This is a genomic window from Ruegeria sp. CDSC085 (genome assembly GCF_059610465.1).
Map to the genome: position 1 here is coordinate 41238 of NZ_JBXWNR010000011.1, position 26092 is coordinate 67329.

General features: G+C 57.3%; 31 protein-coding genes. 14 read left to right on the forward strand and 17 right to left on the reverse strand.

The window, feature by feature from the left end; all coding sequences use genetic code 11:
- Window positions 1–2 precede the first annotated feature (2 nt).
- The 3 genes from lptC to AC2FJB_RS15600 are packed head-to-tail and all read right to left on the reverse strand — an operon-like array spanning window position 3 to window position 2193.
- On the reverse strand, window positions 3–602 hold the full coding sequence (gene lptC / locus AC2FJB_RS15590) for an LPS export ABC transporter periplasmic protein LptC (RefSeq protein ID WP_117870972.1): 600 nt from the start codon (window positions 600–602) through the stop codon (window positions 3–5).
- A gap of 11 nt (window positions 603–613) precedes the next feature.
- Window positions 614–1582 (reverse strand): KpsF/GutQ family sugar-phosphate isomerase, encoded by a 969-nt coding sequence (locus AC2FJB_RS15595; RefSeq protein WP_299637140.1) that lies wholly within the window; start codon window positions 1580–1582, stop codon window positions 614–616.
- Window positions 1579–2193, reverse strand: coding sequence for a ribonuclease D (locus tag AC2FJB_RS15600; RefSeq protein ID WP_496719441.1), 615 nt, complete (start codon window positions 2191–2193; stop codon window positions 1579–1581). The genes AC2FJB_RS15595 and AC2FJB_RS15600 overlap by 4 nt, the downstream gene beginning before the upstream one ends.
- A 133-nt stretch (window positions 2194–2326) precedes the next feature.
- Between AC2FJB_RS15600 and AC2FJB_RS15605 the strand changes: the two genes are divergently transcribed.
- The 8 genes from AC2FJB_RS15605 (at window position 2327) to AC2FJB_RS15640 (ending at window position 9495) form a co-directional block, all read left to right on the forward strand.
- The gene (locus AC2FJB_RS15605) at window positions 2327–2584 is read left to right on the forward strand and encodes a metal-sensing transcriptional repressor (RefSeq protein WP_117870976.1); all 258 of its coding nucleotides are present in this window, start codon (window positions 2327–2329) and stop codon (window positions 2582–2584) included.
- Between the two features lie 3 nt (window positions 2585–2587).
- Window positions 2588–3907 carry an MFS transporter gene (locus tag AC2FJB_RS15610; protein ID WP_496675183.1) on the forward strand — a complete coding sequence of 440 codons (1320 nt, stop codon included), beginning with the start codon at window positions 2588–2590 and terminating at the stop codon, window positions 3905–3907.
- Between the two features lie 52 nt (window positions 3908–3959).
- Window positions 3960–4388, forward strand: coding sequence for an Lrp/AsnC family transcriptional regulator (locus tag AC2FJB_RS15615; protein WP_496675185.1), 429 nt, complete (start codon window positions 3960–3962; stop codon window positions 4386–4388).
- A 73-nt stretch (window positions 4389–4461) separates the two neighbouring features.
- Window positions 4462–5160, forward strand: a complete 699-nt coding sequence (locus tag AC2FJB_RS15620; RefSeq protein WP_496719442.1) for a transglycosylase SLT domain-containing protein — start codon at window positions 4462–4464, stop codon at window positions 5158–5160.
- A 9-nt stretch (window positions 5161–5169) separates the two neighbouring features.
- On the forward strand, window positions 5170–7257 hold the full coding sequence (flhA, locus tag AC2FJB_RS15625; protein WP_496719443.1) for a flagellar biosynthesis protein FlhA: 2088 nt from the start codon (window positions 5170–5172) through the stop codon (window positions 7255–7257).
- Entirely contained in the window at window positions 7254–8027 is a 774-nt protein-coding gene (locus tag AC2FJB_RS15630; RefSeq protein ID WP_496719444.1) for a flagellar biosynthetic protein FliR, read from the forward strand. The genes flhA and AC2FJB_RS15630 overlap by 4 nt, the downstream gene beginning before the upstream one ends.
- The gene (flhB, locus tag AC2FJB_RS15635) at window positions 8024–9112 is read left to right on the forward strand and encodes a flagellar type III secretion system protein FlhB (RefSeq protein ID WP_496719445.1); all 1089 of its coding nucleotides are present in this window, start codon (window positions 8024–8026) and stop codon (window positions 9110–9112) included. Before AC2FJB_RS15630 ends, flhB begins: the two co-directional genes overlap by 4 nt.
- Window positions 9109–9495: a hypothetical protein gene (locus AC2FJB_RS15640; protein WP_117870991.1), complete on the forward strand. Its 387-nt coding sequence runs from the start codon at window positions 9109–9111 to the stop codon at window positions 9493–9495. Before flhB ends, AC2FJB_RS15640 begins: the two co-directional genes overlap by 4 nt.
- Window positions 9496–9528: 33 nt before the next feature.
- On the opposite strand, the gene AC2FJB_RS15645 is transcribed toward AC2FJB_RS15640, so the two are convergent.
- Genes AC2FJB_RS15645 through AC2FJB_RS15685 form a run of 9 tightly spaced genes read right to left on the reverse strand, consistent with a single transcriptional unit; the run spans window position 9529 to window position 14073 of the window.
- A complete protein-coding gene (locus AC2FJB_RS15645; protein ID WP_496719446.1) occupies window positions 9529–10035 on the reverse strand; it encodes a flagellar basal body-associated protein FliL in 507 nt (168 codons plus the stop codon).
- Window positions 10036–10044: 9 nt separating this feature from the next.
- Complete coding sequence (gene flgH / locus AC2FJB_RS15650; RefSeq protein ID WP_496719447.1) at window positions 10045–10776, reverse strand: flagellar basal body L-ring protein FlgH; 732 nt, start codon at window positions 10774–10776, stop codon at window positions 10045–10047.
- Complete coding sequence (gene flgA, locus AC2FJB_RS15655; protein ID WP_496719448.1) at window positions 10776–11192, reverse strand: flagellar basal body P-ring formation chaperone FlgA; 417 nt, start codon at window positions 11190–11192, stop codon at window positions 10776–10778. Before flgA ends, flgH begins: the two co-directional genes overlap by 1 nt.
- Window positions 11192–11977: a flagellar basal-body rod protein FlgG gene (gene flgG, locus AC2FJB_RS15660; protein ID WP_496719449.1), complete on the reverse strand. Its 786-nt coding sequence runs from the start codon at window positions 11975–11977 to the stop codon at window positions 11192–11194. Before flgG ends, flgA begins: the two co-directional genes overlap by 1 nt.
- Window positions 11978–11998: 21 nt before the next feature.
- Entirely contained in the window at window positions 11999–12709 is a 711-nt protein-coding gene (locus AC2FJB_RS15665; protein WP_496719450.1) for a flagellar hook-basal body complex protein, read from the reverse strand.
- Window positions 12709–12981, reverse strand: a complete 273-nt coding sequence (locus AC2FJB_RS15670) for a flagellar biosynthetic protein FliQ (protein ID WP_152459750.1) — start codon at window positions 12979–12981, stop codon at window positions 12709–12711. Before AC2FJB_RS15670 ends, AC2FJB_RS15665 begins: the two co-directional genes overlap by 1 nt.
- Before the next feature lie 4 nt (window positions 12982–12985).
- Window positions 12986–13276, reverse strand: a complete 291-nt coding sequence (fliE, locus tag AC2FJB_RS15675; protein WP_117871007.1) for a flagellar hook-basal body complex protein FliE — start codon at window positions 13274–13276, stop codon at window positions 12986–12988.
- 12 nt (window positions 13277–13288) lie between these two features.
- On the reverse strand, window positions 13289–13675 hold the full coding sequence (flgC, locus tag AC2FJB_RS15680) for a flagellar basal body rod protein FlgC (protein WP_496719451.1): 387 nt from the start codon (window positions 13673–13675) through the stop codon (window positions 13289–13291).
- Between the two features lie 11 nt (window positions 13676–13686).
- Window positions 13687–14073: a FlgB family protein gene (locus AC2FJB_RS15685; protein WP_117871011.1), complete on the reverse strand. Its 387-nt coding sequence runs from the start codon at window positions 14071–14073 to the stop codon at window positions 13687–13689.
- A gap of 105 nt (window positions 14074–14178) precedes the next feature.
- Here AC2FJB_RS15685 and AC2FJB_RS15690 point away from each other — a divergent pair, with 105 nt between their 5' ends.
- From AC2FJB_RS15690 to AC2FJB_RS15715, 6 genes are all read left to right on the forward strand, one after another.
- Complete coding sequence (locus AC2FJB_RS15690) at window positions 14179–15498, forward strand: FliI/YscN family ATPase (RefSeq protein ID WP_496719490.1); 1320 nt, start codon at window positions 14179–14181, stop codon at window positions 15496–15498.
- Between the two features lie 85 nt (window positions 15499–15583).
- On the forward strand, window positions 15584–16423 hold the full coding sequence (locus AC2FJB_RS15695) for a flagellar motor protein MotB (RefSeq protein ID WP_496719452.1): 840 nt from the start codon (window positions 15584–15586) through the stop codon (window positions 16421–16423).
- A 91-nt stretch (window positions 16424–16514) separates the two neighbouring features.
- Window positions 16515–17810, forward strand: coding sequence for a flagellar hook protein FlgE (locus tag AC2FJB_RS15700; protein WP_496719453.1), 1296 nt, complete (start codon window positions 16515–16517; stop codon window positions 17808–17810).
- A gap of 32 nt (window positions 17811–17842) precedes the next feature.
- Window positions 17843–19294 carry a flagellar hook-associated protein FlgK gene (gene flgK, locus AC2FJB_RS15705; protein ID WP_496719454.1) on the forward strand — a complete coding sequence of 484 codons (1452 nt, stop codon included), beginning with the start codon at window positions 17843–17845 and terminating at the stop codon, window positions 19292–19294.
- Window positions 19295–19296: 2 nt separating this feature from the next.
- The gene (locus AC2FJB_RS15710) at window positions 19297–20304 is read left to right on the forward strand and encodes a flagellin (RefSeq protein WP_496719455.1); all 1008 of its coding nucleotides are present in this window, start codon (window positions 19297–19299) and stop codon (window positions 20302–20304) included.
- Entirely contained in the window at window positions 20301–21395 is a 1095-nt protein-coding gene (locus AC2FJB_RS15715) for a flagellar basal body P-ring protein FlgI (RefSeq protein ID WP_117871024.1), read from the forward strand. Before AC2FJB_RS15710 ends, AC2FJB_RS15715 begins: the two co-directional genes overlap by 4 nt.
- A gap of 54 nt (window positions 21396–21449) precedes the next feature.
- Here the strand turns inward: AC2FJB_RS15715 and AC2FJB_RS15720 are convergent, their stop codons facing one another.
- From AC2FJB_RS15720 to AC2FJB_RS15740, 5 genes are read right to left on the reverse strand one after another with little or no spacing between them, the layout of a single operon-like run.
- Complete coding sequence (locus AC2FJB_RS15720) at window positions 21450–22094, reverse strand: DUF1523 family protein (protein WP_117871026.1); 645 nt, start codon at window positions 22092–22094, stop codon at window positions 21450–21452.
- Window positions 22095–22104: 10 nt separating this feature from the next.
- Window positions 22105–22371, reverse strand: a complete 267-nt coding sequence (locus AC2FJB_RS15725) for a hypothetical protein (RefSeq protein WP_117871028.1) — start codon at window positions 22369–22371, stop codon at window positions 22105–22107.
- A 1-nt stretch (window position 22372) separates the two neighbouring features.
- Window positions 22373–23710 carry a DUF6638 family protein gene (locus tag AC2FJB_RS15730; RefSeq protein WP_496719456.1) on the reverse strand — a complete coding sequence of 446 codons (1338 nt, stop codon included), beginning with the start codon at window positions 23708–23710 and terminating at the stop codon, window positions 22373–22375.
- Window positions 23707–24135, reverse strand: coding sequence for a hypothetical protein (locus AC2FJB_RS15735; protein ID WP_496719457.1), 429 nt, complete (start codon window positions 24133–24135; stop codon window positions 23707–23709). Before AC2FJB_RS15735 ends, AC2FJB_RS15730 begins: the two co-directional genes overlap by 4 nt.
- Window positions 24135–26066: an AAA family ATPase gene (locus AC2FJB_RS15740; protein WP_496719458.1), complete on the reverse strand. Its 1932-nt coding sequence runs from the start codon at window positions 26064–26066 to the stop codon at window positions 24135–24137. The genes AC2FJB_RS15735 and AC2FJB_RS15740 overlap by 1 nt, the downstream gene beginning before the upstream one ends.
- Window positions 26067–26092 lie beyond the last annotated feature (26 nt).

Consider the following 26092-nt stretch of genomic DNA (forward strand, 5'->3'; position numbering starts at 1 on the left):
GGTTATCTTTCTGCTTTTTCAGGCTCGTATACCAGCTTCACACCGTCTGTAAAAACAATATGGACCGGTCCGCCCTTTTTTTCAGCCCCGAAGGTCATGCGTCCGGCGGAAAAGTTGCCGATCGGCCCGGTTCCATTTACCCGCCCCGGAGTGTCGCCCCGGATTTCGTCCAGCGACGTGTTGAGCAGATCCGTTGTGACTTTTAGACCGTCGGCGGTTGTAATTACCACATCGCCAACGAAAGTTGCCGTGCCCTCATCTGGGCGGATCAAACCTGAATTAGAGTCCAGAAATATCGTTCCGCCACTGAGAAGCCCCAGACGTCCCCGAAACTCGGATGCGGTCGGGGTTTCGTCTTCGCTGCCCTGCTTTGCTTGGGTGGCCTCGATCTGAACATCTTCGCCTTTACGGGTTGTCCCGCGATACTTCGGCTGAGTGACCACCTGCTGCGCCAGCCGCTCGTCAATGTCTTTCTCAGCAAATGGCACCGACACGTTGGTTTCGATGCTGCGGGACAGTAAGAACACGGTGGACAGCATCAGAATGGCCGCAAGCGGCAACAGAACCTTCAGGAACTGTACCATGCGGGAATACCTGTCCACTTCAGTCTCCCTCAGCCCAGACCGACGCGCAGGCAGTCGTGGATATGCAGAAGGCCCAGGGGCTGACCTGATGAAGCCTCGTCAACCACGAACAGAGATGTGATTTTGCGATCATTCATGATCGCCACCGCCTCTTCGGCCAATGCGCCCGGTGTTATGGTGGTCGGACTGGCCGTCATGACCTGCTCGGTCGTTTTATCCAGAAGACCGTCCATGTGCCGGCGCAAGTCACCGTCAGTAATGATACCCGACAACTGCCCCTGTGCATCCGTTACACCGGCCACGCCGAAACCCTTTTGGCTGATTTCGATCAGCGCATCGCTCATCGGGGTGTTCGCTGCGACCAGAGGCAGGGCGTTGCCGGTATGCATCAGGTCACCCACTGTACTCAGCCGCGCTCCCAACTTGCCGCCGGGGTGGAAGGCACGGAAATCCTCGGGGCGGAAATCGCGATACTTCATCAGCGCAATGGCCAGCGCATCGCCCATGGCAAGAGTCAGCGTCGTAGAGATCGAAGGTACCATGCCAAAACCGCAGGCCTCACCCATTGATGGGATCAGCAAATGCACATCCGCCTGTTTCATCAACGTGCTTTCTGGCTTGCTTGAAAGCCCGATCAGCGGAATGCCAAAGCGGCGCGTAAAGGCCAGCAGGTTGGCCAGCTCAGGCGCTTCGCCGGAATTCGATATCGCCAGCACCACATCGTCTTTGGAAACCATCCCCAGATCGCCATGGCTGGCCTCGGCCGGGTGCACGAAATAGGCAGGCGTTCCGGTACTGGCCAGAGTGGCGGCAATCTTGTGGCCGATATGGCCCGATTTTCCGATACCACTGATGATGATGCGCCCGGTGGCTTTCAGGATCAGATGCACGGCCTCGGCAAAATGTTCGTCAAGGCTGTCGGCCAGAACGTCCAGCGCACGGGCTTCATCGGTGACGACCTGGCGGGCGGTTTTCAGAAATGCTTCGGTATCGGTCATGAGTGTGCAAAGATATCCGTTTCGGGCCAACCGGCGAGGTCCAGCTTCGCACGCATCGGCAGGAAATCAAAACAGGCCTGCGCCATCTCGGTCCGGCCCTCGCGCGCCAGCCGCTTGTTCAACTCGTCCCGCAGGCGGTGCAGATAAAGAACGTCCGAGGCCGCATAGTCCAGCTGCGCATCCGTCAGGATTTCAGCGCCCCAATCGCTCATCTGCTGTTGTTTCGATATATCCACGCCAATCAGTTCCTGACACAGGTTCTTCAACCCGTGCCGGTCGGTGTACGTGCGCACCAGCCGGCTGGCGATCTTGGTGCAGTAAACCGGTGCGGCCAAGGCGCCAAAGGTGTGATACATCGCGGCGATGTCGAAACGCCCGAAATGGAACAGCTTCAGGACATCGGGGTTTTCCAGCATGGCACTCAGGTACGGGGCCTCGGTCTGGCCCTTGTCCACCTGGATGATATGGCTGTTTCCGTCACCTCCTGACATCTGGACCACGCACAGGCGGTCGCGATGCGGGTTCAGCCCCATGGTTTCACAGTCAATGGCCACAACCGGGCCCAGATCCAGCCCATCCGGCAGATCGTTTTTGTACAAATGGTTCGCCACGCGACTATTCCTTTGTGCGATATCGCCCCCGAGATAGGCGGTTTGGTCCCCAAACTCAACGCCGTCCAAAAGTCGCGGGCCATTCGATGCCAAATCCTTGACCTTATCCCCATCGGGGGGATATGGATAAGCCATGTCAAATCACGCCCACCAGTCACATCCACAGATCACGGCCCGGCTGAAGCGGGCCCATGGGCACCTGGCCAAGGTCATTGCCATGCTAGAGGGGCAGGCTCCCTGTTCGGACGTCGCACAACAGCTGTTTGCTGTTGAAAAGGCCGTCACCAATGCCAAACGCGTTTTGATTCATGATCATATCGAACACTGCCTGTCCTCTGACGACGATGGTAGCGGGATCGAAGATTTCAAAGCGATCACAAAGTACCTCTGAGCCATGCTGAGTATTCTGAGAAACCGCACCTACCGCCACCTTTTCGCGGCCCAGATCGTCGCCCTGACCGGAACCGGGCTGGCCACGGTCGCCCTTGGGTTGCTCGCCTTTGATCTGGCCGGGAATGCTGCGGGCCTTGTCCTTGGCACAGCACTGACGATCAAGATGGTGGCTTACGTCACCGTTGCCCCTCTCGCTGCTGCATTTGCCGAGCGTCTGGATCGGCGCAAAATGCTGGTCGTGCTGGACCTGATCCGCGCTGCTGTTGCAGTGTGCCTGCCGTTCGTAACCGAAATCTGGCAGGTTTATGTGCTGATCTTCGTGCTGCAATCGGCCTCGGCAGGCTTCACACCCGCCTTTCAGGCAACGATTCCGGATGTGCTGCCGGACGAAGCAGAATACACCCGTGCATTGTCGCTGTCGCGTCTGGCTTACGATATGGAAAGCCTGCTGAGCCCGGTGTTCGCCGCAGCATTGCTTCTGTTGGTCAGCTTCAACAGCCTGTTCTGGGGCACTGCGCTGGGTTTTGTTGCATCGGCAATGCTGGTTGTCTCGGTTGTGCTCCCGTCACCCAAGCCAAGCAAACCCCGCGGCATCTATGACCGCACCACACGTGGCATTCGTATCTATCTGAAAACACCCCGGTTGCGCGGGCTGCTTGCTCTCAGCTGGAGCGCGGCCGCGCTGAGTTCGATGGTGATCGTCAATACCGTGGTCATCGTGCGCGCCAATCTGGGCCTCTCGGAAAGCGCCGTGGCCATTGCCCTGGCCGGGTTCGGAGGCGGATCAATGCTGGCGGCCTTTACCTTGCCCCGCCTTCTGGATCGGATCGAGGACCGTCGGGTCATGGTCGCAGGCGCCGTTTTTGCCACAGGTTCCATGGCCGTCGCCGCGATGCTGGCCGCAACTGTTCCCATGTCGCTCGGTCTGCTGACCGTGTTGTGGGCACTTACCGGTTTTGGATACTCCACCACACTTACACCTTCGGGCCGCCTTTTGACCCGGTCGGCCCATCCCGAGGATCGCCCTGCCGTCTTCGCCGCGCAGTTTACCCTGTCGCATGGTTGCTGGCTGGTTCTTTACCCGCTGGCGGGGTGGCTGATGACCGTGTTTGGTCCGACCGTGACACTCAGCAGCATGGCGACGCTGTCCGTGGCGGGCGTCGTCGGTGCAATCAGCCTTTGGCCGCGCCTCGATCAAGAGCCGATCACCCACGATCACCCCGACCTGCCGCCCGATCACCCGCATCTGGCCGGGTCAGGCCCACACGCGCATCCAATCATCATCGACGATCTGCACCCGCGCATCCCACGCGAACCTTGAGCAAGGGCTTCTATCTGATCTAAACCCGGAATGACCACGAACCGGAGCCCCAATGGACCAGCTTGACCGTCGCATCATCGCCGCCCTGCAGGCCAATGCACGCGCCTCGACCACGCAGATTGCGACCACGCTGGGTGTCGCCCGGACAACCGTGCACGAGCGAATCAACCGGATGGAACAGCGCGGCCTGATCGAAGGGTATTCCGTGCGTCTCGGGTCCACTGAAGACACACCGAAAGTGCAGGTCATCGTCATGCTCGAGGTACAGCAGAAGGAAACCACCCGGATCATCAGGCGACTCGAGGCCTACCCGGAGGTCAAACTATGCCTTTCGATCAACGGAGAATTCGACCTTATGCTGTCGGCAGAGGCGCCCAGGCTGGAAGATCTGGACATTCTGGTCGACGACCTGGCGAAGATTCCCGGTGTCCTGCGCACCAATACCAGTGTCGTGTTCGGGCGCAGGATCGACCGAAACTGAAACGGCGATAACGCTCTGTAAACCGATCGTTGGCTAGCTTGGCCGGGATAGATCAGAATCCCGGACCGGCAGAATGCCAAATCAAAAAATCCCGCTTGTTCTCATGTTGTTGCATGTGCTTTTGGCGCAGGCAGGATTTGCCATGCCAGATGCCAAAGCCGGTGACCTGTGCGATCAGGCCGCACGCCGCGCCGCTCTGTCCGAAGGCGTGCCCTTGGACGTGCTGCGCGCCATCTCGCGCGTTGAAACCGGGCGCGCACTGGACGGCCGGTTGCAGCCCTGGCCCTGGACGATCAATGTCAACGGTCAGGGGTACTGGTTCAAGTCCGAGGTCGAAGCCAAGGCCTACGTGTTCAAAATCTTCAAAACAGGCAAACGTAGCTTTGATGTGGGCTGTTTTCAGATCAATTATCGCTGGCACGGGAAAGCCTTCCGTTCGATAGACGCGATGTTCGATCCCGATGAGAACGCAACCTACGCCGCCCGGTTCCTGAATGACCTGCATGCCGAGCTTGGATCGTGGCCCGCGGCCGCGGGGGCATATCATTCCCGCACGACATCCCTTGCCGAAGCTTACAAAGGGCGATTTCAAACGGTGCTGGCACAGCTCGAAGGCACGTCCCAAACCCGGGTTGCGGCCACGCCCCGCGATCCGTTCACCGGGGCCGGTCTCCCCTTGATCCCGATGCAGACTGCTACGCCCCACACCGGGGCGCTGGGGTCTCTGGTGCCAGCCGCAGGCACCGCAACCGCGTTTATCGCCTTCAATTAGGAGTTTCGCGTGCCCAAGATCGACATCCGGTCCCTGTTTTCACCAACTGTCCTGCTGGCGATTGCGCTGATGACGGTCATCGTCATGATGATCCTGCCCATGCCAGCCTGGGTTCTGGACGTGGGGCTGGCTACCTCCTTTGCGCTGGCGATCCTGATCTTTACCCTGACACTGTTCATTGAGCGCCCACTGGATTTTTCGTCTTTCCCGACGATTCTGTTGGCGTCTCTGATGTTGCGCCTGTCGTTGAATGTATCGTCGACGAAACTGATTATCGGGCAGGGGCACACCGGCCCGAATGCGGCAGGAGACGTGATCGAAGGTTTTGCCAGTTTCGTCATGGGCGGCAGCATTTTTCTTGGCCTGGTGGTGTTTGGCGTTCTGCTGATCGTGAATTTCATGGTCATCACCAAAGGCGCTGCCCGCATGGCCGAAGTTGGCGCACGCTTTGCCCTTGACGGAATGCCGGGCAAACAACTTGCGATCGACAGCGACATGTCCGCAGGGGCAATCGATCATCAGCAGGCCAAGGAACGGCGAGAGCTGGAACAGCAGGAGACGACATTCTTTGGCTCTCTCGACGGTGCGTCGAAATTCGTGAAGGGAGACGCCGTCGCCGGGCTTCTGATTACACTGCTAAACCTCGTTATGGGCCTGGTCATGGGCGTTGTCGTGCATGGAATGCCCGTGGCCTCGGCGTTCGAAACCTATGCGATTCTGACTGTCGGCGACGGGTTGGTGTCCCAAATCCCTGCAGTTATCATTTCTATTGCTTCTGCCCTGCTGCTGGCACGGGGCGGTACGCAAGGGGCCACAGACAACGCCATCTTTTCTCAACTTGGCCGCCACCCGGCAGCATTGTCTACCGTCGCGGTGCTTATGGTTCTGTTCGCGCTGGTGCCCGGCCTCCCTTTTCTGCCATTCATCCTCGGCGCAGCAATACTGGGATTTGCGGCCTACAGTGTTCATCGAAAGCAGCGAGACACAGAGGCATTAACAAAGCTGTCTTCGACAGAAACCGAAACGCCAACATCCCAAACCATCGGAGACATTCTGGACCTGGATGATGTCCATCTGGAGTTCGCCCCGGATCTGGTCAGCATGGTTCTGAATCCGGGCACCGGGTTGGACGCCCGTATTGCCAATATGCGCACTTATGTGGCGTCGACCTTTGGCCTGATACTGCCCGAGATCCGCTTAACTGACCGTGCCGACCTGTCGACCGGAACGTATGTGATCAAGGTTCAGGGCGTCGAACAGGCGCGCGGTGTCTTGCATCCCGATCTGATCCTGGCGCTCGTGCAGGACGGTTTTGACCTGTTACCGGAGGGCAATGACGTGACCGAGCCGGTCTATGGTGCTCCAGCACGCTGGATCCTGCCCAAAGATCAGGAGGACGCCGCGTTGAATGGTGCCACTATAGTCTCGCCACCCGAGATTCTTGCCACCCATCTGCTGGAGATCATCAAACGAAACTTCTCGCGCCTGCTGACCCTGAAATCGCTCCGTCGCCTGCTGTCCGAAATGACTCGCCTGAGCGACCCGGTACGCGCCAAAGCCAACCGCAAACTGCTGGATGAACTGATCCCCGACAAAGTGCCGATCGACACCTTGCACGCAGTTCTGCGCCTGCTGCTCGACGAACGTGTGTCAATCCGCAACATGGCGCTGATACTTGAAAGTGTCGCCGAGGCGCGGCTGACCACCACTCAACCCGAAGGCATCTGCGAACTGGTGCGTCAGCGTCTTGGCTTTCAGTTGGTCGCGGATATTAAGCGCGAGGATGGCTCGATCCCTCTGATCCAGTTGGCCCCTGAATGGGAGGACACATTCGCCTCTTACCAGATCGACACCCCAAATGCCGGCGTGGATGTCGCGCTGCCCCCGAACCTGTTCAACAAACTGGCCGACGGTGTTGTAAGCAGCATCGCAAAATCTGCTGACAACGGCCTGTTTCCAGCCGTCGTGACCTCGACCCGGCGCCGTAGGTTACTGCGCACAATCATGCAGGCGCGCGGCGTTTCCAACCCGGTTTTGTCCTTCGAAGAAATCGGGTTGGAAGCCAAGCCAGCTTTGGTCGGAACTGTTGCCGCGTGATCGCCCTGCCACCAGAAATGCTGTCTCAGCTTGCCGAAACAATCTGGCAGGCCTTCGTTGTGTTTCTGCGTGTCTCTGCTCTTGTCTCGATGCTTCCAGCTTTCGGTGAACAAAGTATCCCGACACGGGTCAAGCTTGGTGCTTCTGTTGCTTTCACCCTGATCATATTGCCCGCTGCGCCCGCCGTCAGAATTGACCCCAGCCTGTGGGTGACCGTGCGACTGGTCGGGACCGAAGTTCTGATCGGGCTTTTCCTTGGGATAGGCTTGCGCCTTTTCGTTCTCGCACTGCAAACCGCAGGGTCCATTGCGGCTCAGTCAACGTCATTGTCGCAATTGCTGGGCGGCGCGGCGGCCGATCCGGTCCCCGCTATGGGATACCTGCTGACCCTGGCAGGGCTGACACTTGCGGCAATCATGGACCTGCACGTCCGGGCCGCACAGTTTCTGATCCAGAGTTACGCGTTGTTTCCATTAGGATTGGCACCCGGAGCTGCGGATGTGTCACGCTGGGGTTTGCACCAGGTCGCAAACAGCTTTGGGCTGGCTTTTGCACTGGCAACGCCATTCGTCATCGCTTCCTTGATCTATAACTTGGCCCTTGGGGTCATCAACCGGGCGATGCCGCAGCTGATGGTGGCCTTCGTGGGTGCTCCGGCGATTACCTTTGCTGGGCTGTTCCTGCTGTTTGCAGGCACACCGCTGATCCTTTCCGTGTGGGCTGACGCGCTGATCGCCTTCTTCACCAACCCGATGGGAGCGCAGAGATGAGCGCAGGTGATGACGACAGCGACAAGTCATACGAACCGACATCACAAAAACTGCTGAAAGCACGTGAGAAAGGTGAGGTTCCCAAATCCAATGACCTGTCGGTTGTGGCGGCATATACCGGGTTTCTGATCGCCCTTCTGACGGTCGGGCAATACACCGTCGAGCAAATGGGCACGGTGTTCATGGTTCTGATCGACCAGTCCGACGAACTCTCGCGGCTTCTGACGGCAGGGCCTTCGCATGCTCTGGTTGCAGGGGTTTTGAAGAGTGCCCTGCTTCCGGTGGCATTGCTGTTCTGCCTTCCCGCTGCGGCTGTTCTTCTGAACTTGATCGCCCAGCGCGCGCTGATCTTTGCCCCAAGCAAACTGAAACCAAAACTTTCGCGAATCTCCCTGGTTTCGAATGCCAAGAACAAGTTTGGGCGTGGCGGCTTGTTTGAGTTTGCCAAAAGCACCGCCAAGCTGTTGATCTACGGCACCTGTCTTGCGCTTTTTCTCAAAGCCAACCTAACCGAGATTCTGTCGGCCAGCGCGGCACCGGCAAAGTCATCCATTCTGCTGATGATGAACCTGCTGTTTCGCTTTCTGTTCATCGTTATCGCAGTCGCGCTGGCCATCGGGGTTGTCGATTTCCTTTGGCAATACGCCGAGCACATGCGCAAGAACCGTATGTCGCGCAAGGAAATTATTGATGAAACAAAGGATGCCGAGGGCGACCCCCATGTCAAACAACACCGGCGCCAGCGTGCACAGGAGATTGCTACCAACCAAATGTTGGCAGATGTTCCTAACGCGGATGTTGTGATCGTAAACCCCACCCATTTTGCTGTGGCGCTGAAATGGACACGGGTTGCGGGCAGCGCCCCGGTTTGTGTTGCCAAAGGTGTGGACGAAGTTGCCGCCACCATCCGCTCTGCCGCAGGAGAGGCTGGTGTCCCGATCCATTCAGACCCTCCTACAGCACGTGCGCTTCACGCGACCGTGGATATCGGTCAGGAGATTGCCGAAAAGCACTATCGTCCTGTTGCCGCCGCGATCCGGTTTGCCGAAGCAATGCGAAAACGCGCAAAGGAGCAAGTTCGATGAAACACACTCAGCTACCTGACTTGGAAAAAGTAACCAACGCCGCGTTTCAGAAGCATTTCCAGGCACTGCGACCGATCCTTGAGGCCGAGGCTCGGATTCAGCAACAACTTGCCAGATTGGACAGTCAACTCAATCAGGCGCGCCAAGACAGCGCCAAGATCGAAGGCTATCAGGTTTCAGGGACCGACGTTCTCTGGAATGGCTGGGAGTCCGCGACGCGGAGACAATTGAACCTGCAACTTGCCCGCACGCGCGCGCAGAAACTTGCCGGAATGGCAGCTTTACGTACAGCTTTTGGGCGAAAACAAGCCGTAGAAACATTGCGGATGAAAGTTCAGCAGGCTAACCGAAAAGCAAAGGCCAGAAAACACTTCGGGCAATAGCTCGACCGGCCCGAAATATCGGGCCAATTAGCGTCAGCTATCTTGTCGGTTTACACTCAGAATCAGCACTTTGGACACGTCTTCACCAAATTCTTTGCGCGCTACTTCCAGCAAGGAATTCCGCAATACGTCCAGGTTCCCGGATTCTGTAAAAGCCCCGTCAAAACCACCCATGTTTGCATGGTCAAAAAGAACCTGAAGAAAGCCATCTCTGAGTTTAGGCTCGATTGCATAATAGGTTTCTGTAATGGCCGGGTTCGCCTCAAGGCTCAGCGACAGCGTTACCATGGCTTCGATCTGGTCGTCTTTCACAACGGGGACGACGAATTGCTTGGTCATTTTCAGATACCCGAAGCCATCTCCCTTATCTTTTTTCTTTGACTTACCTGACTTTTTATCAACCGCCTTGACCTCTTTGACCGCTTCTTTTGCAGAAGCTGCACTTTCAGGATTTTTCGCAGGAGCAAGAACCAGACCCGCGCCAATACCCGCACCAAGCCCGACAATCAAAAAAAACACAGGTATCAATTTCGCGATCACGATCTCACCTCAGAATGGCAAAAGTGAATCAAGAACTTGCTGGCCATAACGGGGTTGCTGGACATCCGTTATCTGCCCTCTGCCGCCATACGACACCCGCGCCGACGCGATTTTGTCATAGGTGATTTCATTTTGCCTCGAGATGTCCTGCGGGCGGACGTATCCTTCCACAAGAAGCTCTCTTAGTTCGAAATTGACCCGCAACTCCTGAGATCCCTCTATCGAAAGAACTCCGTTCGGCAACACATCCAGCACTGTTGCGGCAACACGTAGAGTCAGCTTTTCGTTTCTCCTGACCGATCCCCGTCCAGAGCTTGAAGAATCCGCCTCAATCGAAACGGCTTCATCCAGCGATGCGCCCTCGGGCAAGTTCTTCTGCACACGCTGAGGCAGGCCGAAGAGGCTGGGAACTTCAAGGTTCTCGGACCCAGATCTGGATCGTCTGGTGTTGTTCGAGATTTCAGCTTTTTCATCCAGCTCGATGACAACGGTCAGGATGTCTCCTTTCTTGATCGCGCGCTGGTCGCCTAGCAGCGAATGCTGCCCGCCGCTCCACAAAGAGGACCGGTCAACATTTCGCTGGGGTTGCGTATGCAATGGCAAACCCGGCCACAACATTGCAACCTGTTCCGGGGTGTCTTCGTTTGGAGTGAAACTTGGCGGTTTGCCTAAATGATCCATTCGACCACAAGCGGACAAGACAAAAGCCGTTAGGAGAAGGGTTTTTGACAATCCGTGCATCACTTTACCTCGATTTGACCGTCCGGGCGGATTCGGCCTGTTACGGTTGTTCGGGACGAAAGGTTCATGACACGAATGCGATCCCCCGCTGCGCCACGCCCCAGGGCTCGGCCCTCTGTGGTGATCGACAAAGGTTGGCTACTGAACACCAGCACAACCAGATCGTTTCGATCGACGATGGCAGGCGGCCTAACATCGGAGTCACGAATTGGACGACCGGGGTAGAGCGCCACTCGGGCCTCTTGTCCGATCAAACGGTCAGGATCGGAAATTGCATCGGCAATATCCGTTGGTTTCAACTCGAGATCGGCCGCGGAAATGACTTCCTTGGCCCGGATCGTACGTGTCGAAACCACAATGTCAGCCTGAACGGCAATTGGCGCCATTAGCATCAGAGTAAATAAAAGACGTCGCATCACCGCACCTGCGTTGTCGCACTCATCATCTGGTCCACCGCCGTGATGACTTTGGCATTCATCTCATAGCCGCGTTGCGCTTCGATCAGCTCGGTAACCTCGCGCACGGCGTCGACCGAGCTGTCTTCCAGATATCCCTGCCGCAAAATTCCCAGACCATCTTCGCCCGGAGTGCCCAGAACCGGAGCGCCAGAGGCTTCGGTTTCCTTGAACAGATTGCCTCCGATGGCTTCCAGCCCTTTGGCGTTTGAGAAACTGGCCAGAGCAAACTCCCCAAGCAACTGACCTTCGGGAGAGTCGTCAAAATATGCATAGACCTCACCTGATGCATTGATCGAAACAGAACGAGCATCATCAGGAATGGTGATTTCGGGTGAAACCGCAAACCCGTCCGAAGTGACGATCAGACCTTCTGCCGACCGTTTCAGGCTTCCATCGCGCGTATAGGCGGCCTGACCGCTGGGCAGGGTCACCTCGAGATAGCCACGACCTTCGATCGCCACATCCAGATCGCTCCCGGTGGCCGACAAGGCGCCTTGCTCCAATTGCACTGTCACCGCTGCCGGTCGCACGCCCAGTCCCAGTTGAATACCCGTAGGCAGAACCGTTCCGTCCGATGCGTTCACAGTGCCGGCCCGGGCCATCTGCTGATAATGCAAGTCGGCGAATTCCGCCCGCCGGGCGTTGTAGCCGGTGGTGTTCATATTCGCCAAGTTGTTCGAGATCGTCTCGACCCGCATCTGTTGCGCTGTCATCCCGGTGGCCGCAATTTTAAGGGCTCGCATGTCTAACTCTCCTCATCCAATTCAGCGCATCAGCGCTTTGAGTGCGCCACGCACGCGCTCATCTTCACTCTCGAGAAAACTTTGCCCCAGCTCATAGGCGCGCTGGATTTCCACCAATCGGGTCACCTGCTGAATGGCGTTCACGTTTGACCCTTCGAGAAAGCGATGCAAAACCACCGGTTCATCGACCGGATCAATTGCGCCATCAGTACGGAAACGTGTGTTCCCTTCGCGTGCAAGTTCGCTCGTGTCGGCGACGTTGAAAACGCCCAGCTGACCCAGAAGTTGACCATTCACACTCAGCGTTCCGTCGCTGCCGACATCGATTGACGCGGCATCAGGCGGGATAAACACGGGGGCGCCATTGGCATCGAGCACACGTGCGCCATCCATTGAAACCAGATCGCCATCAGCATTGGGAGAAAAGCTGCCAGCCCGCGTCAGTCGGTTGCCATCCTGGGTTTCGACCATGAAGAACCCGTCGCCTTCGATAGCGAAATCAAATTGCCCGCCGGTTTGCGTAAGCACACCCTGTTGCATCGACGTATTTCGCGCCTCGGCCCGGCTCATGGAGAGGGAGGGGCTGTTCGGCACAACCTGAATGAACTCTGAGAACACTAACCCCTGCTGGCGATAGCCGGTCGTGTTGGCATTTGCGATGTTGTTCGCAACCAGGCGCATTTCATTCATCAGCCCGGACTGGCGGGACAAGGTGACATAGGCGGTGTCCATCAGCGACCTCCTGCGATCAATGGAACAAGCGTTCCGGTGAAAAACGTAACCAGGGTCTGAGTCATGAACCCCATCGAGATCCAGAACACGACGACGATGGCGATCAGTTTGGGAACGAAGGTCAGCGTCATTTCCTGTATCGACGTCAGCGCCTGAAACAGACCGACGATCAGACCCGAAACCAGAGCAACCGCCAGAATCGGAACCGATGTGATGACCGCGATCCAGAGGGCCTGACGCACGATGTCATAGAAAAGACCTTCGCTCAGCATGGTATCAGACCGGCATCCGCAGGATTTCCTGATAGGCCTCGACCACCTTGTTGCGAACGATCACAGCTGTCTCAACGGCCAGTTCGGTCTGTGCCAGCGCCTGCACAAGCGCGTGCGGGTCGGCTTGCCCGACCATCGCGGTCTGCGACATCTGCTCGCTGTGTCTCAGCGTGGATGCAAAGTCCTGAAAACCTGCCTTCAGTCCCTGCACCATGCCCGAGTGATCGGGGTCGGCCTGGGTTGCAGGACGTGCACCGGCATAATTCTGCGCGGCGGTTAAGGATCGGATGTCCATTCTGGCTGTCCTTTATTTTCTGAGCAATTCCATCAACGACGACGACATTTGCCGTGTTTGATCGAACATCTTGAGGTTGGCTTCATAACTCCGCTGCGCCTCGCGCGCGTCAGCGATTTCGATCATCAGATCGACATTCGATCCCTGATAGTGACCACTGGCATCTGCCATCGGGTGGCCGGGGTCGAAAATGCGTGTCAGGTCGCGTCGATCAAGCTTTACACGGCCGGCTTGCACCACGTTCTGACCATCTTTTTCGATGGTCTCAAACGGCACTGTCTTGCGTCGATACCCGGGCGTATCCGCATTCGATATGTTTTCGGACACGTGGCGCAGCCGGGCTGCCTGCGCACGCAGGGCGCTGGCGGATGCAGCCAATGAGTGGGAAAAATCGCTCATCCTCGGCCTCCTTATCCACGTCCCAGACTGGTGCGAAGGATGTTCATCGAGGATTTGTAGATCGCCAACGCGCGGTCGTGCTGTCGTTTTACCTCGACCGATTTCAGCATCTCTTCTTCAAGCGATACGCCGTTGCCATTTGGATCACCCGACGGAGCGGCCTGGTGCTCTGCCCAGGGCTGCGCACCCGTGCCGCCGTGCAGATGACCACGCCGCGTGGCCACCATGGTCACTTCGCGTCCTGAGGTTTCAAGTGCTTTATGGAAGGGCTCAATATCGCGCGGCTGGTAGCCCGGCGTATCCGCATTGGCCATGTTGCGCGCAATCACCGCCTGCCGTTGCCCGGCATGGGTTGCCATTGCGTACGCGGTCTTAAGGACGTTCAAGTCATAGAACATCGGGGCTTCTCCCTCGATCAATTTCAACCAAGGCTTAACCCCGATTCCTTTAGAAACCGTTTTCAGAACCCAATTGGAGAACCTAAGATGTCCGATCTCGACCCGATGCTTCTGAAACATGAATTCGATCGGATGACTTCGATCCGCCACGCGGGCCTGGTCAGCGGCGTCGCACAAGGGTTGATCGAGATCAATGGCCTCAACGAACATGCGCGAATCGGAGACTTGCTTACATTGCGGCGGCGCGCGGGGCCCGATCTGGCCGGTGAAGTGCTGCATGTTAGTGCAGACCATATCCATATGATACCGGGTGCCGCCCTGGATGGTGTCAGCCTCGGGGATCGCGTGTATCTCGATCCCTCGCCGGGATTCGCGCCCGCATTGCACTGGCTTGGGCGCGTCATTGATCCGTTTGGCAAACCGCTGGACGGAAAACCCCTGCTGAACGGGCCACAGGATCGCGATATCATGCAGGCACCCCCGCCTGCGGTGGCGCGCAAGCCATTGGGAAAGCGGATGGCCACCGGACTATCCGTTCTCAACACCATGCTGCCGATTGTGCGCGGTCAACGCGTTGGGCTGTTTGCGGGATCGGGTGTGGGGAAATCAACGTTGCTGTCGACGCTGGCGCGCTTCATGCAGGCTGACGTGGTTGTGGTGGCTCTCGTCGGCGAACGTGGGCGTGAAGTGAACGAGTTTGTTGCCCGCGCTATCGGTCCGGAAGCCATGAAGCGCACTATCGTAGTCGCCGCAACGTCCGACCAGTCTGCATTGGCGCGCAGACGGTGCGCGTGGTCGGCCATGTCAGCGGCAGAGTTTCTGCGGGATCTGGGGCTGAACGTTCTGTTTCTGGCCGATTCGGTAACCCGTTTCGCGGAAGCGCACCGTGAAATCGCCGTTGCCATGGGCGAATCTCCTTCGCTCCGAGGATATCCACCCTCTGTCACCCCGCTGATTGCCAATCTGTGTGAACGCGCAGGCCCCGGCACGCAGGAGCACGGTGATATCACCGCCGTGTTCAGCGTCCTGGTCGCGGGTTCCGACATGGATGAACCCATCGCCGACATTCTGCGCGGTGTATTGGACGGGCATATCGTGCTCAGCCGCGAGATTGCCGAACGCGGGCGCTTCCCGGCCATCGACCTCAGCAAATCCGTATCCCGCAGCCTTCCAGAGGCCGCGTCCGAGGCCGAGAACCAGATGATCAACGAAACCCGCAAACTTGTCGGCAGCTACGAACAATCCGAAGTCATGATAAAGGCCGGGCTGTATTCAGAAGGATCAGACCCGCTCTTGGATCAGGCCGTGCGCGTTCATGAGGAGTTGGACTCGTTTTTTAGCAAACCCGACTCCGAAGGGATTGAAAACAGCTTTAACCGCTTATCGCTGACTCTGCGCCGGGCTTCCGCCGGCCTGCCGCGTTAGCGAACTCTGAGCAGTTTTAAGTATTAAGGCCGCCTTAAGACCTGCACAGCTATTCAGATAGTCGGGTGATAAAAAGGTGGTGGAGATGGGTGCGCAAACCAATGCGGCGCCAATCATCATCAAGAAGAAGCGTGTATCGGGTGGCGATGGCCATCACGGTGGCGCGTGGAAAGTCGCTTATGCAGACTTTGTTACGGCCATGATGGCCTTCTTCATGTTGATGTGGCTGCTGAACGCAACAACGGAACAGCAACGAAAAGGGTTGGCAGATTATTTTGCGCCAACAATCCCGCTGAGCCCGGAATCCGGCGGCGGCGACGGAGCCTTTGGCGGCGACAGCATGTTGTCTGTAGACACGCTGTTGCGAGACGGTCAGGGTGCCACGACCAGGCACCCGACCGAATCGCATCAAGCCCGTGGTTCAATCGGAGTGAATGCCGAAGGCGGCGGCAAAGGAAACAACGAAGACTTCACTACGTTGGAGGCGCAACTGCTGGGGCGTACCGGTGAAAGCGAGGTCTCGGACAAACTGCTCAAGCATATCGTCACACGGGTCACCGATGAAGGTTTGGTGGTGGAACTGTTCGACACCGACGATCAGGCATTGTTCGAAACAGACTCTGACAAACCAACCAGCTTTCTGCGGGCCCTGGCCCTGATCATCGCCCGGGCCTCGGATCTTGTTGTCAATTCGATGGCTGTCGAAGGGCATGTCAGTGCGTCTCCGGTTGTGCAGGCGCGCAACACAGCCTGGAATCTGTCCACCGCCAGGGCACAAACATTGCGTCAGCTACTGCAGGACAAGGGCGTTGAGGCACAAAGGATGGATCGTGTTACGGGCCATGCAGACAGAGAATTGTTCTCCGACAATCCCATGGCTGCGCGAAACAACAGGATAGAAGTGATCTTCCTGCGCCAACCCTGAACTATAGAGCGCATTTTACATGTTAGCGCGCTGTTAAGGGGCTGTGCGTTACCTGTTGCACCAAAGACGGACGCAACAGAAGGGCGCACCCATGACCATTTCCTCTTCGCTCAATGCCGGTGTGGCGGCGCTGAAAGCCAATGCCAACAGGCTGGCGACGATATCCGACAACATCGCGAATTCTTCGACATTTGGGTACAAACGGGTCGAGACGGATTTTCATTCAATGGTCACGTCCGGTCAGGGTGGCAGCTATTCGGCAGGCGGCGTGCGGACGACAAGCCAGCGCATGGTTGATCAGCGCGGGCCTCTGGTCACAACCAGCAACTCAACTGATCTGGCAGTACGGGGGCGCGGCATGTTGCCTGTGCGCCCCAGCTCTCAGGTCGGGAATAAATCCAACGAGATGTTGCTGACAACAACAGGGTCATTCCGTACCAATGAAGAAGGATATTTGGTCACCGAATCTGGTCTTGATCTTCTGGGATGGCCCGCTGCACCAGATGGCACTATTCCACCGGTTTCGCGCGACACGCCTGCTGCGCTTGAACCCATTCAGCTGAGTGTCAACCAGTTATCGGGCGCGCCCACCACGCAAATGAACCTGCGTATGAACTTGCCGGCCACGGCGACAGATGCGGGTGCTCCGGGGGACGTTCAACCTTTGTCGGTTGAATATTTCGACAATCTCGGCAAATCCGAGAGCATCGATATTGAGCTGATCCCAACTGTTCCCGCATCCGGCAGCAGCAACGAATGGACCATGGTCTTGCGTGACTCGGCCTCGGGCAGCGCGATCATTGGGGAATACACGCTGACCTTCACCGACAACCGAACGGCTGGCGGCACCTTGGCTAGCGTCACACCTGTTTCTGGCGGTGCTTATGACCCAGCAACGGGCAGTGTCATGGTCAATGTTGCCGGCGGACCGGTTGAGGTCAATATTGGCCTGATTGGGGATGCAGATGGCATAACCCAATTGTCCGACACGTTTGCACCTGTTTCGATCACACGTGATGGTTCTGCCGTTGGTACAATGACCAGCGTTCAGGTCGATGAGAACGGATATGTCTACGCGTTGTACGACACCGGCGTCAGCCGCCGAATGTACCAGATTCCGCTGGCAGATGTCCCCAATCCCAACGGCCTGACCGCGTTGGACAGCCAGACCTACGCGCCATCCCGTGAAAGCGGCACATTCTTTCTTTGGAACGCAGGCGAAGGTCCTACCGGAAATCTCGTCTCGTTCGCGCGTGAAGAATCCACCACGGATGTGGCCACCGAGCTGACATCCTTGATCCAAACGCAACGCGCCTATTCTTCCAACGCCACATTGATCCAGACGGTGGACGAGATGCTGCAGGAAACGACAAACCTGAAGCGTTGATCAAGCTCTGACCTAAAGAAAGGAGCGGCCTCATGAACATGTCGACAGCACTGAATAATGCATTGGGCGGGCTGACTGCGGCCAGTCGCGGGGCCGCTGTGGTGTCCGGAAACATCGCGAATGCGCTGACCCCCGGTTATGCGCGTCGGTCTCTCGAACTTACGACAAGTTCAATACCCGGAAATGGCGCCCGCACCGTTGGCGTGGTCCGGCATCAGGATCCGGTTTTGACCGCCAACAGACGTTCGTCTGACGCCGAACTCACCTTTCGATCGGCCATTTCGGACTTTCACTCGCAGGTCGAACAACTGGTGGGTTCTCCTGCCGACGGCCCTTCGCTATCTACCCGTCTATCCTCGTTAGAAAACGCCTTTATCACGGCGGCCAGTCTGCCTGACTCTATCGAACGGCTGGATCAGGTTGCGCGTTCGGCCCGCGATCTGACCAATGAACTGAATGCAGCATCAGAGGGCGTGCACCAGGCGCGCTCGGACGCAGATCGAAAAATCGGCGCTCAGATCGACAGCCTGAATCAGACTCTGAAAGATATCGAAGACCTGAATGCCAAGCTTCCCGCCATACAGAACTCTGGCGGTGACATCGGTGCCCTGTTGGATCAGCGACACGTCCTGATCGATCAGGTCAATGCCCTGATCCCGGTCAATGTCGTACCTCGCGCCAATGATCAGGTGTCGCTGTACTCAGAAGGTGGGTTGATCCTACTGGAAGGCAAAGCCTCGGAATTCACGTTTTCTACGACCGGTGAAACAAAGCCCCACATGACAGTGGCAAATGGTCTGTTGTCCGGTCTGGAAATGAACGGCAACCCGGTACGGACAAGCGGAGACAACGCTCAAATCCGCGGCGGGGCGCTGATGGCGCAGTTCACCATCCGTGACGAATTATCGGTTGAGGCGCAGGTTCAGCTGGACACGGTTGCGCAAGACTTGATTGAGCGATTTGAAACGCCGGGTTTGGATAAGTCGGTTCTTGCGACAGATCCCGGTCTGTTTACCGATAACGGCAACCGCTTTGATCCAGCATCTGTTGTCGGACTTGCATCACGGATCTCACTCAATTCGACGGTCGACCCTGACAATGGCGGGGACAGTTGGAAACTGCGCGCGGGTCTGGGTGCCGCAACATTGGGTGACCCCGGGCAGGCCGCACAACTGCGCGCGTTCGGGGACATATTAACCGACGCGCGTCCGATACCCGGCGGGCTGTTCGGTACGGGAAACATGCGCGCTGCCGAGTTGACCGAGGCCCTGTTGTCGAAAGCAGGCGCATACGCCCATGCCGCAGATCAGCGCAAGACTTTTGCAAACAGCTTCCAGCAGCAAATGGCGCAGATCGAGGCCGCCCAGGGCGTGGATTCCGATCAGGAACTGCAACGGCTCATGCAGATCGAACAGACATATGCCGCAAACGCCCGTGTCATCTCGGTTGTTGACGAGCTTCTGGAAACTCTTCTGAGGTTGTGACCATGAACATCACTTCTATCGGCGATTTGGCGCGAGGAATGACCTTGCGAACCCGCGCAACAAATATCAAAACCCAGATCGAAACCCTCTCTTACGAGATGTCCACCGGGCAGGTAAAGGACATCTCGGGTCGGCTTGGCGGGGATTATTCAAAAATTCTGGATCTCGACCGCAGCCTCGCCAGACTCGACGCCTTTGGCATCGCAACGTCCGAAGCGGCCCTGTTCACCGATGCCATGCAACTGAGCCTAAAAACCTTCGGAGATTCGGTTGGAGACATGACCGCGTCTTTACTGGCTTACGGAACCGCCAATCAGCCCGTTAATCATGAACAAGCGTCACAACAGGCCAAAAATGAGCTGGACACGATGATCTCGGCGCTGAACACACGTGTGGGTGGACGCAGCCTGTTTTCCGGCACTGCCACTGATGTGTCGCCGCTGCCCTCTTCGGACGATCTTTTGGCAGCGCTGAAGCCGCAGGTAACCGGGTTTGTCACCGTCTCCGATATCCGGCTGGCGGCGGGCACCTGGTTCAACGACCCGGCAGGGTTTAACGCCATGTTTTATCAGGGGTCAAGCAACACCCTGTCTCCGATGCAGATATCGGAAAACGAAAGCGTCACGTTGCCGATCACGGCAACGGACCCGGCGTTCAAGGCCGCTCTCAGGGATGTTGCAGTAGCCGCACTGGCCACTGACAGCACATTGGCGCTTTCTCCCGATCAACGCACCACTTTGTTCACGCAGTTGGGTGTCGATCTGGCCAATGCACAGGATGCAACCGTGAAGCTCCGGGCAAAAGTCGGAGCGACCGAAGCCCGCATTGAAGAGGCCGCAACACGCAATTCCGCAGCCCGAACCAGTCTGGAATTCAGCCGGAACGAACTGATCGCGGCCGATCCTTATGAGACGGCAGCGAAACTACAAACGGTGCAATTTCAGTTGGAAAGCCTGTATTCCGTAACCGTTCGCAATGCGAATTTGTCTCTTGTAAATTTTCTGAGATGAGGGCGCTGATACTTCTCCTGATCCTCCTTCCCGGCATGGCCTGGGCAGGGGCAATCCGTCTCAAGGACCTCGTGGATTTTGATGGTGTCCGGGGCAACGATCTTGTGGGTTACGGTCTGGTTGTCGGTTTGAACGGAACCGGCGATGGGTTACGGAACGCGCCTTTCACCGAAGAAATCATGTCCAACATCCTGGAACGTCTTGGTGTTAACGTCACCGGTGAGGATTTCCGACCCAAAAACGTGGCGGCGGTATTGGTCACAGCCAGCCTGCCACCTTTTGCAAGGGTGGGTGGTCAAATCGATGTAACGGTTTCAGCCATAGGCGATTCCAACAGCCTGCTGGGCGGCACTCTGATCATGACCCCGCTGAACGCGGCCGACGGACAAATCTATGCGGTTGCACAGGGCACAATCCTTGCGGGCGGCGTTTCGGCTGAAGGAGAGGCAGCTTCAGTCGTGCGCGGGGTACCAACCTCGGGCGTTATTCCGTCCGGCGCAAGGGTCGAGCGTGAAATTGACTTCGACTTGTCAACCCTCACTCAAATGCGCCTTGCACTCAGAGAGCCCGATTTCACCACAGCCGCACGTATCGAAACCGCGATAAACACCGAGTTCAACAGAGCCGTGGCGATCATGCGGGATTCCGGCACGGTTGAGCTCAACGTCGCGGCGACGCAGGCAGTTTCAACAGCCCACGCCATAGGGCGCATTGAGAACATACTGGTTGAACCGGAATCAAAAGCGCGTGTTGTTGTCGATCAACGCTCTGGTACCATTGTCATGGGACAGGAGGTCCGTATTTCGCGTGTGGCAGTCTCTCAAGGCAATCTGACGCTGACGGTTCAGGAGGCACCGATTGCGGTTCAGCCCAACCCGTTTGCCAGAGGTGAAACTGTAGTCGTGCCACGTACAATCGCAGGGATCGAGGAAGAAGAAGGGACCGGCCTCGCCGAAATCCCCGAGGCCACCACGTTGTCCGAGGTTGTCGCCGGTCTGAACGCGCTTGGGGTCTCGCCTCAGGATATGATCGACATTCTGAAAACGATCAAGGCAGCAGGCGCGCTGCATGCGGAATTCATCGTCAGGTGAATGGCACAGCCAGTTGGATGGGAGCGCTGCTGGCACGCCCGCCAAAGCTGCGGTCTATTTCGATTTCCAGCTGTCCAGCCAGCGGCGAAACCTGTTGCGCCGCTCTTCAATGGCATCACCGGCTGCATATAGCCCGTCTTCCACGTTTTCGATCATCGGATCGATCCGAGCCTGCCGGAACCTGCGCCAACGCACCCATATCGCCCAGACCAACGCGGCAAAGATCGTCAGGAAGATGATATTGAACCAGGGAATGATCCGAACATCCGGCCCTTCTACATCTTCGATGAAAATGGCGTTGGGAAAGATCGACATAAATTCGTTTCGCCAACCATAATGGGTCACGACCACCCATTTCGGGTTTTCCTTGGTCGACTTAGCATCATTGGCCTCGGTATAGAGGTTCGCTGTGTCGAACTTGAAATACGGCGGCCAGCCCCAACCGGTATCCTCGTTTCGGTATACGATGGGTTTTCCGTTGGCCCGCACCGCCTGAATGAACTGCACATCCCGGTTGGACAGGCTGGTGGACTGATCCTCGGGTTCGGACCAGAAAATCCGAGTCCAATCGTTCAGATCCTGCCGTTCTTCATAGGTATTCACGATGCGCACAATGTCATGCTGCGGCAGCGAATACTGCAGGATCACGGCAATCGTACCCCAGAAAATGATAATGAACGCCCATTTCACATAGGCCATGCCTAAACCCTCACATGTAATTCACGATGTAGATCATCGCGCCAATCGCCACCCACGGCACGATATAGACACCCAGGATCAGTTTACGCCGAAACGAGTTGTCATACACATGCAATCCGCGTTCGACAAAGGCTTCTTTGTTGCCCGTCTTACCCTTTTCGTCCCACCAGGTTTCCAGTTTGCGACGGCGCATCCCGCGCGAGTAGAAAGACAGTGCGAAATAGGTAACCGTCTGGATCACCAACAAGATCAGCAAAAGGCGCAACAATCCGAACATATCAGCCTTTCCTCACCGAACCCCACGGACCGACCCGTGCGATTATGTCATCGCTGACCCGATCGTCGCCGTTCATATCCGGTTCATGCCCGAACAGCGCGGCACGGGCGCCTTGCTTGTCCACCTGATACTCGCGTGCAAGGAAATCGGCAACATAGGCTTTCTTGCTCTCGGGCCATCTGGAATACGTGCTGTAGAACAACTCCTTGTGGCAGATGAACATCTGGCGCGGGTCCAGCGGGGCCAGTTCGGCTAGCAACATGTTTACCAGATCACGGTTCGGCGTATTCGCGGCGCGTAACGTATAGAAATAGGCCGGATGGTCCGAAGTGATACGCGGCCACGGCCCCCCGTCACTCGCCCAGCGCAGCAGTTGCGCCAGACCGTGATAGGCATCAGGCAGGCGATCCGAGTGGTTTCGCGCCAGCCGCCGCATGTCGCTGCGGTCCGACCCGGTCAGGTCGACATCCGCATCCGCCGCTGCGTCAACGGTCAGGAAATCCATCTTCTGTTGCAGGATCGCGGCGGCATCCACGCCGCGCGCCTTGACGATCGGTTCGACCAGATCGTTGTAATCCAGAAACTTGGCGATTTGGTTTCGCTGTGACGGATCAAACGTGTACTTGATCGGCAGGTCGTCGGGCTTTTCACCCATGCAAATCGCGGCCGGGTGGTCCAGATCGGGAAACAGGTACAGCCCGCCGAAATGTGCCGTCCAAAAATTGCGCTGCTCAAAATCTGTGTGGCGCAGACGAACCGGGTTGCGGGTGACGTCTCCGGTTTCCTTGGCCGTTTCGATCATCTTGGCGATCAGCACATCGTCGAACCAGGCGTCCTCTTCGGTTTTGAACCGCTCGACCATGCCCGCCAGTTGCTGGGCCTTGCGCAGGGTGCCGCCTGCGGTGTCGGCCTCGATCTCGATCTTTTGCAGGTTGAACAGGTCGCGCGGCGTGGTGAGTTTGATGACGGAATTCACCAGCTCACCGGCCACCGCGTCTGTGGCGGTCAGGGCAAACAGCTGCGCCTCGTTCATCTCGATGAATTCGCGCAGAATATCGCGCGAGGTCGAGAATTTGACGTTCAGCAGAGGCGCGCGTTTCTGTTCGGTCGTCAGCAGGATGAACTGCCTGTTGACCCCGTTGGGGTTGAGATAGAGCTCATCCTCCAGCTCAATCCCCACCTCTGGCGAAAAGCCCGAGATATCGACATGGAAATCCGTCAGCGCCGTAGTCTTACCCGCCAGATGCTGCAGCGCGCGGTTATACCGCTCGACCAGAGCCGGGCTGGAGATGTGGACAAGGTTGCCGAACATCAGGCCTTTTTCGATGAGGCGAATCAACTTTTTCTGTTCCTTCGAATAGAGCCTGTTTTATTCAAATTAGCCATTTGCCTGCGTTGACGGCGTATGCGCTTTGCGGTTTCCCTTGCTTCTGTATCCATCGGAAAAAGATCGTGACGGGTATAATAGCCTAGACAACAGATTGACGCCGATATCATCGGGCCAATCACAAGAACCCATGGAAAGGCCAAGACTACAATCACAGTTCCTGTAAGAAGGAATATGGCTCCAGCGCCAAATCTACCAACTGATAGCAGTCCATAGACCTCAATAGCGACGCTAGGCACGAGCGCCATACCTACAAGCGGCGCACAAAGAAGCGCTACAATAAAAGGCACTCTTCCTTCAACTGCGAACCAACCTGTTAGAAAGCTGGCTATCGTGGCAATGGGAAAATAACCCACTTCTAAGAGCACATCGTCCACTACCCCTTCCCCTCCAAATACCGCCGCTTGGCCTCTTCCATCCGCCCCATCTCGCGGACCGCGTTCTCGATGGCGACCTCGTCGCTCTTGTCGGCATAGCGGAACTCGCTGTCGGCGTAGCGGTTGATCTCTTGTATCACCATCTCGACCGTGATCGGCTGTCGCAGATCCTCGATCATCGCTTTCTTGGTGTCGTAGTCGCGGAACAGGAACAGGTCGGGGTTTTCCATCCACTCGTCGGGCAGTTCGAAATCCATCGCGCGGACCTTGACCGCGTCTGTGATGTTCTTGATCGCGCGGCCGGTAAAGCGCTCATCCGCCTGTTGGATCGCCTTGAGGTAAGTGCCCAGCTTGGCGATGGTGTCCATCTGGCCGATATCGCCGGACACCCGGTCATAGACCTGCAGCAAAGCGTCCTCATGCGGGCGCGCATGGCTTTCAAAACTGGCGGCGACGGCCTTTTTGATCTCTTGCGCAGCATAGGCTTCGTGTTCGCCCAGCGGGATGTCGTGGTTGCGGCCCATCAGCAGGTGCAGGATGTCGATGTAATCCTCACGCGTTTGCGGCCCGTCCACCAGGAACCGCGCACCTGCCCGCTGGCGCAGGGCGTCGTCCACATTCTCGGGGTAGTTCGAGAACATGCCAAAGGTGCAATTGCCGCGCACGACGGTGTTGGCGCCCGCAAAGCTCTCCATCAGCACGGCGGTGATTTCCAGTTGCCCGGCTGACGACTGCCGGTCGCCGCGTTTGCCTGCCAGTTGGTCGATATCGTCGATGGTGCCGAAACCGATGACCGAGGGGTCGATGATCGTGTTGATAAAGGCCTTGGCGTTCTGGCCGGACTTGCCCTGATAGCTGTCGATGTTATCAGTGCTCAGGTTCTGATAGCGGAACGGGTAGCCCGCGTTCTGGCAATAGTCGTTGATCAGCCCCGCCATCATCTGGATCAGGGTGGTCTTGCCGGTACCCGGTTTGCCGTCGCCCATGAAGGTGAATATGAACCCGCCAAGCTCGGCAAACGGGTTCAGGCGGCGGTCGAAGTCATAGGCCATCACCATCTTGGCCAGCTTCATCGCCTGATATTTGGCGATATGGTTGCCGACCACCTCATTCGGTTTTTTGAACGTCATGGTCAGGGTGGTGGATTTGGCCTTGGAGGCCGGTTCAAACCCCCGGATCGTCAGATCATCAGCCTCGATATGCCAGGCGGCGTTCTGGAACGGGGCCAGATGGCCTGCGGACTGGGCGCGCAGAGCGGCCTTGTCCATCAGCTGTTCAGCATAGGCACTGGTGGCCGCGATCAGGTGCGCGTCGTCAGGCGCGTGTTTGGCCAGCGTCTGGTCCAGCTCCCACAACGCTCCGTGCAGGGCCAATTGACCATTGTCAGTCAAAACCTCTTCGATTTCGCCAACATCAACAGTGGTTTCGCCCAGATGCGAAGACATCAGATAGGCCAGCGCATTGCCAAACACATGCGAGGTGACCAGAGCCTCAGCCGTCAGCAACTCCGAAAACTCAGTCTTGCGCGCCGCAGGCAGGTCCCCGGCCAGATTTGCGCGTTTAAGGTCGGACAGCGGGGTTTGTTCCGCATAAGCCTCGGCCACGGCCAGAGCGATGGCAATGGCCCGGCGAATGGCCTGCTGTGTGGTGGCCTGTGGCGGCGAGACCAGCGCATCGCCATCATCCGACGCCTCAATCCGTTCGACCAGATGTACACCATCCGCGCGTGCCGTACGCCGCGTCACCAAACCCGGAGTCGTCGAGCGAAACCGCCGCCCGGTCGACACGCCCGGAGACCGTTCGACGGTGGCCGCAACGGGTTTGGCGATCCGCGGCGCGTGTTCAAAACCGTTCAGCAAGGCGGTCGCTGCCGGGTAATGCTTGCGAATATCGTCTTCGCGCAATTCCATCTGATCTGACGTCAAACTCATTTCAAAACCGCCCTTGCTTCATCTTT

Bases quoted from the DNA above. Each gene is read 5' to 3' on its own strand.
- AC2FJB_RS15665 (WP_496719450.1), bottom strand. From the start codon at position 12,709: ATGGACACCGCCTATGTCACCTTGTCCCGCCAGTCCGGGCTGATGAAT.
- fliE (WP_117871007.1), bottom strand. From the start codon at position 13,276: ATGGACATCCGATCCTTAACCGCCGCGCAGAATTATGCCGGTGCACGT.
- flgK (WP_496719454.1), top strand. From the start codon at position 17,843: ATGAACATGTCGACAGCACTGAATAATGCATTGGGCGGGCTGACTGCG.
- flgC (WP_496719451.1), bottom strand. From the start codon at position 13,675: ATGAGCGATTTTTCCCACTCATTGGCTGCATCCGCCAGCGCCCTGCGT.
- AC2FJB_RS15690 (WP_496719490.1), top strand. From the start codon at position 14,179: ATGCTTCTGAAACATGAATTCGATCGGATGACTTCGATCCGCCACGCG.
- flgG (WP_496719449.1), bottom strand. From the start codon at position 11,977: ATGCGAGCCCTTAAAATTGCGGCCACCGGGATGACAGCGCAACAGATG.
- AC2FJB_RS15685 (WP_117871011.1), bottom strand. From the start codon at position 14,073: ATGTTCTATGACTTGAACGTCCTTAAGACCGCGTACGCAATGGCAACC.
- flhB (WP_496719445.1), top strand. From the start codon at position 8,024: ATGAGCGCAGGTGATGACGACAGCGACAAGTCATACGAACCGACATCA.
- AC2FJB_RS15715 (WP_117871024.1), top strand. From the start codon at position 20,301: ATGAGGGCGCTGATACTTCTCCTGATCCTCCTTCCCGGCATGGCCTGG.
- AC2FJB_RS15700 (WP_496719453.1), top strand. From the start codon at position 16,515: ATGACCATTTCCTCTTCGCTCAATGCCGGTGTGGCGGCGCTGAAAGCC.
- AC2FJB_RS15640 (WP_117870991.1), top strand. From the start codon at position 9,109: ATGAAACACACTCAGCTACCTGACTTGGAAAAAGTAACCAACGCCGCG.
- AC2FJB_RS15720 (WP_117871026.1), bottom strand. From the start codon at position 22,094: ATGGCCTATGTGAAATGGGCGTTCATTATCATTTTCTGGGGTACGATT.
- AC2FJB_RS15710 (WP_496719455.1), top strand. From the start codon at position 19,297: ATGAACATCACTTCTATCGGCGATTTGGCGCGAGGAATGACCTTGCGA.
- AC2FJB_RS15725 (WP_117871028.1), bottom strand. From the start codon at position 22,371: ATGTTCGGATTGTTGCGCCTTTTGCTGATCTTGTTGGTGATCCAGACG.
- AC2FJB_RS15695 (WP_496719452.1), top strand. From the start codon at position 15,584: ATGGGTGCGCAAACCAATGCGGCGCCAATCATCATCAAGAAGAAGCGT.
- AC2FJB_RS15615 (WP_496675185.1), top strand. From the start codon at position 3,960: ATGGACCAGCTTGACCGTCGCATCATCGCCGCCCTGCAGGCCAATGCA.
- AC2FJB_RS15740 (WP_496719458.1), bottom strand. From the start codon at position 26,066: ATGAGTTTGACGTCAGATCAGATGGAATTGCGCGAAGACGATATTCGC.
- AC2FJB_RS15610 (WP_496675183.1), top strand. From the start codon at position 2,588: ATGCTGAGTATTCTGAGAAACCGCACCTACCGCCACCTTTTCGCGGCC.
- AC2FJB_RS15595 (WP_299637140.1), bottom strand. From the start codon at position 1,582: ATGACCGATACCGAAGCATTTCTGAAAACCGCCCGCCAGGTCGTCACC.
- flgH (WP_496719447.1), bottom strand. From the start codon at position 10,776: ATGCACGGATTGTCAAAAACCCTTCTCCTAACGGCTTTTGTCTTGTCC.
- AC2FJB_RS15620 (WP_496719442.1), top strand. From the start codon at position 4,462: ATGCCAAATCAAAAAATCCCGCTTGTTCTCATGTTGTTGCATGTGCTT.
- AC2FJB_RS15670 (WP_152459750.1), bottom strand. From the start codon at position 12,981: ATGCTGAGCGAAGGTCTTTTCTATGACATCGTGCGTCAGGCCCTCTGG.
- AC2FJB_RS15605 (WP_117870976.1), top strand. From the start codon at position 2,327: ATGTCAAATCACGCCCACCAGTCACATCCACAGATCACGGCCCGGCTG.
- flgA (WP_496719448.1), bottom strand. From the start codon at position 11,192: ATGCGACGTCTTTTATTTACTCTGATGCTAATGGCGCCAATTGCCGTT.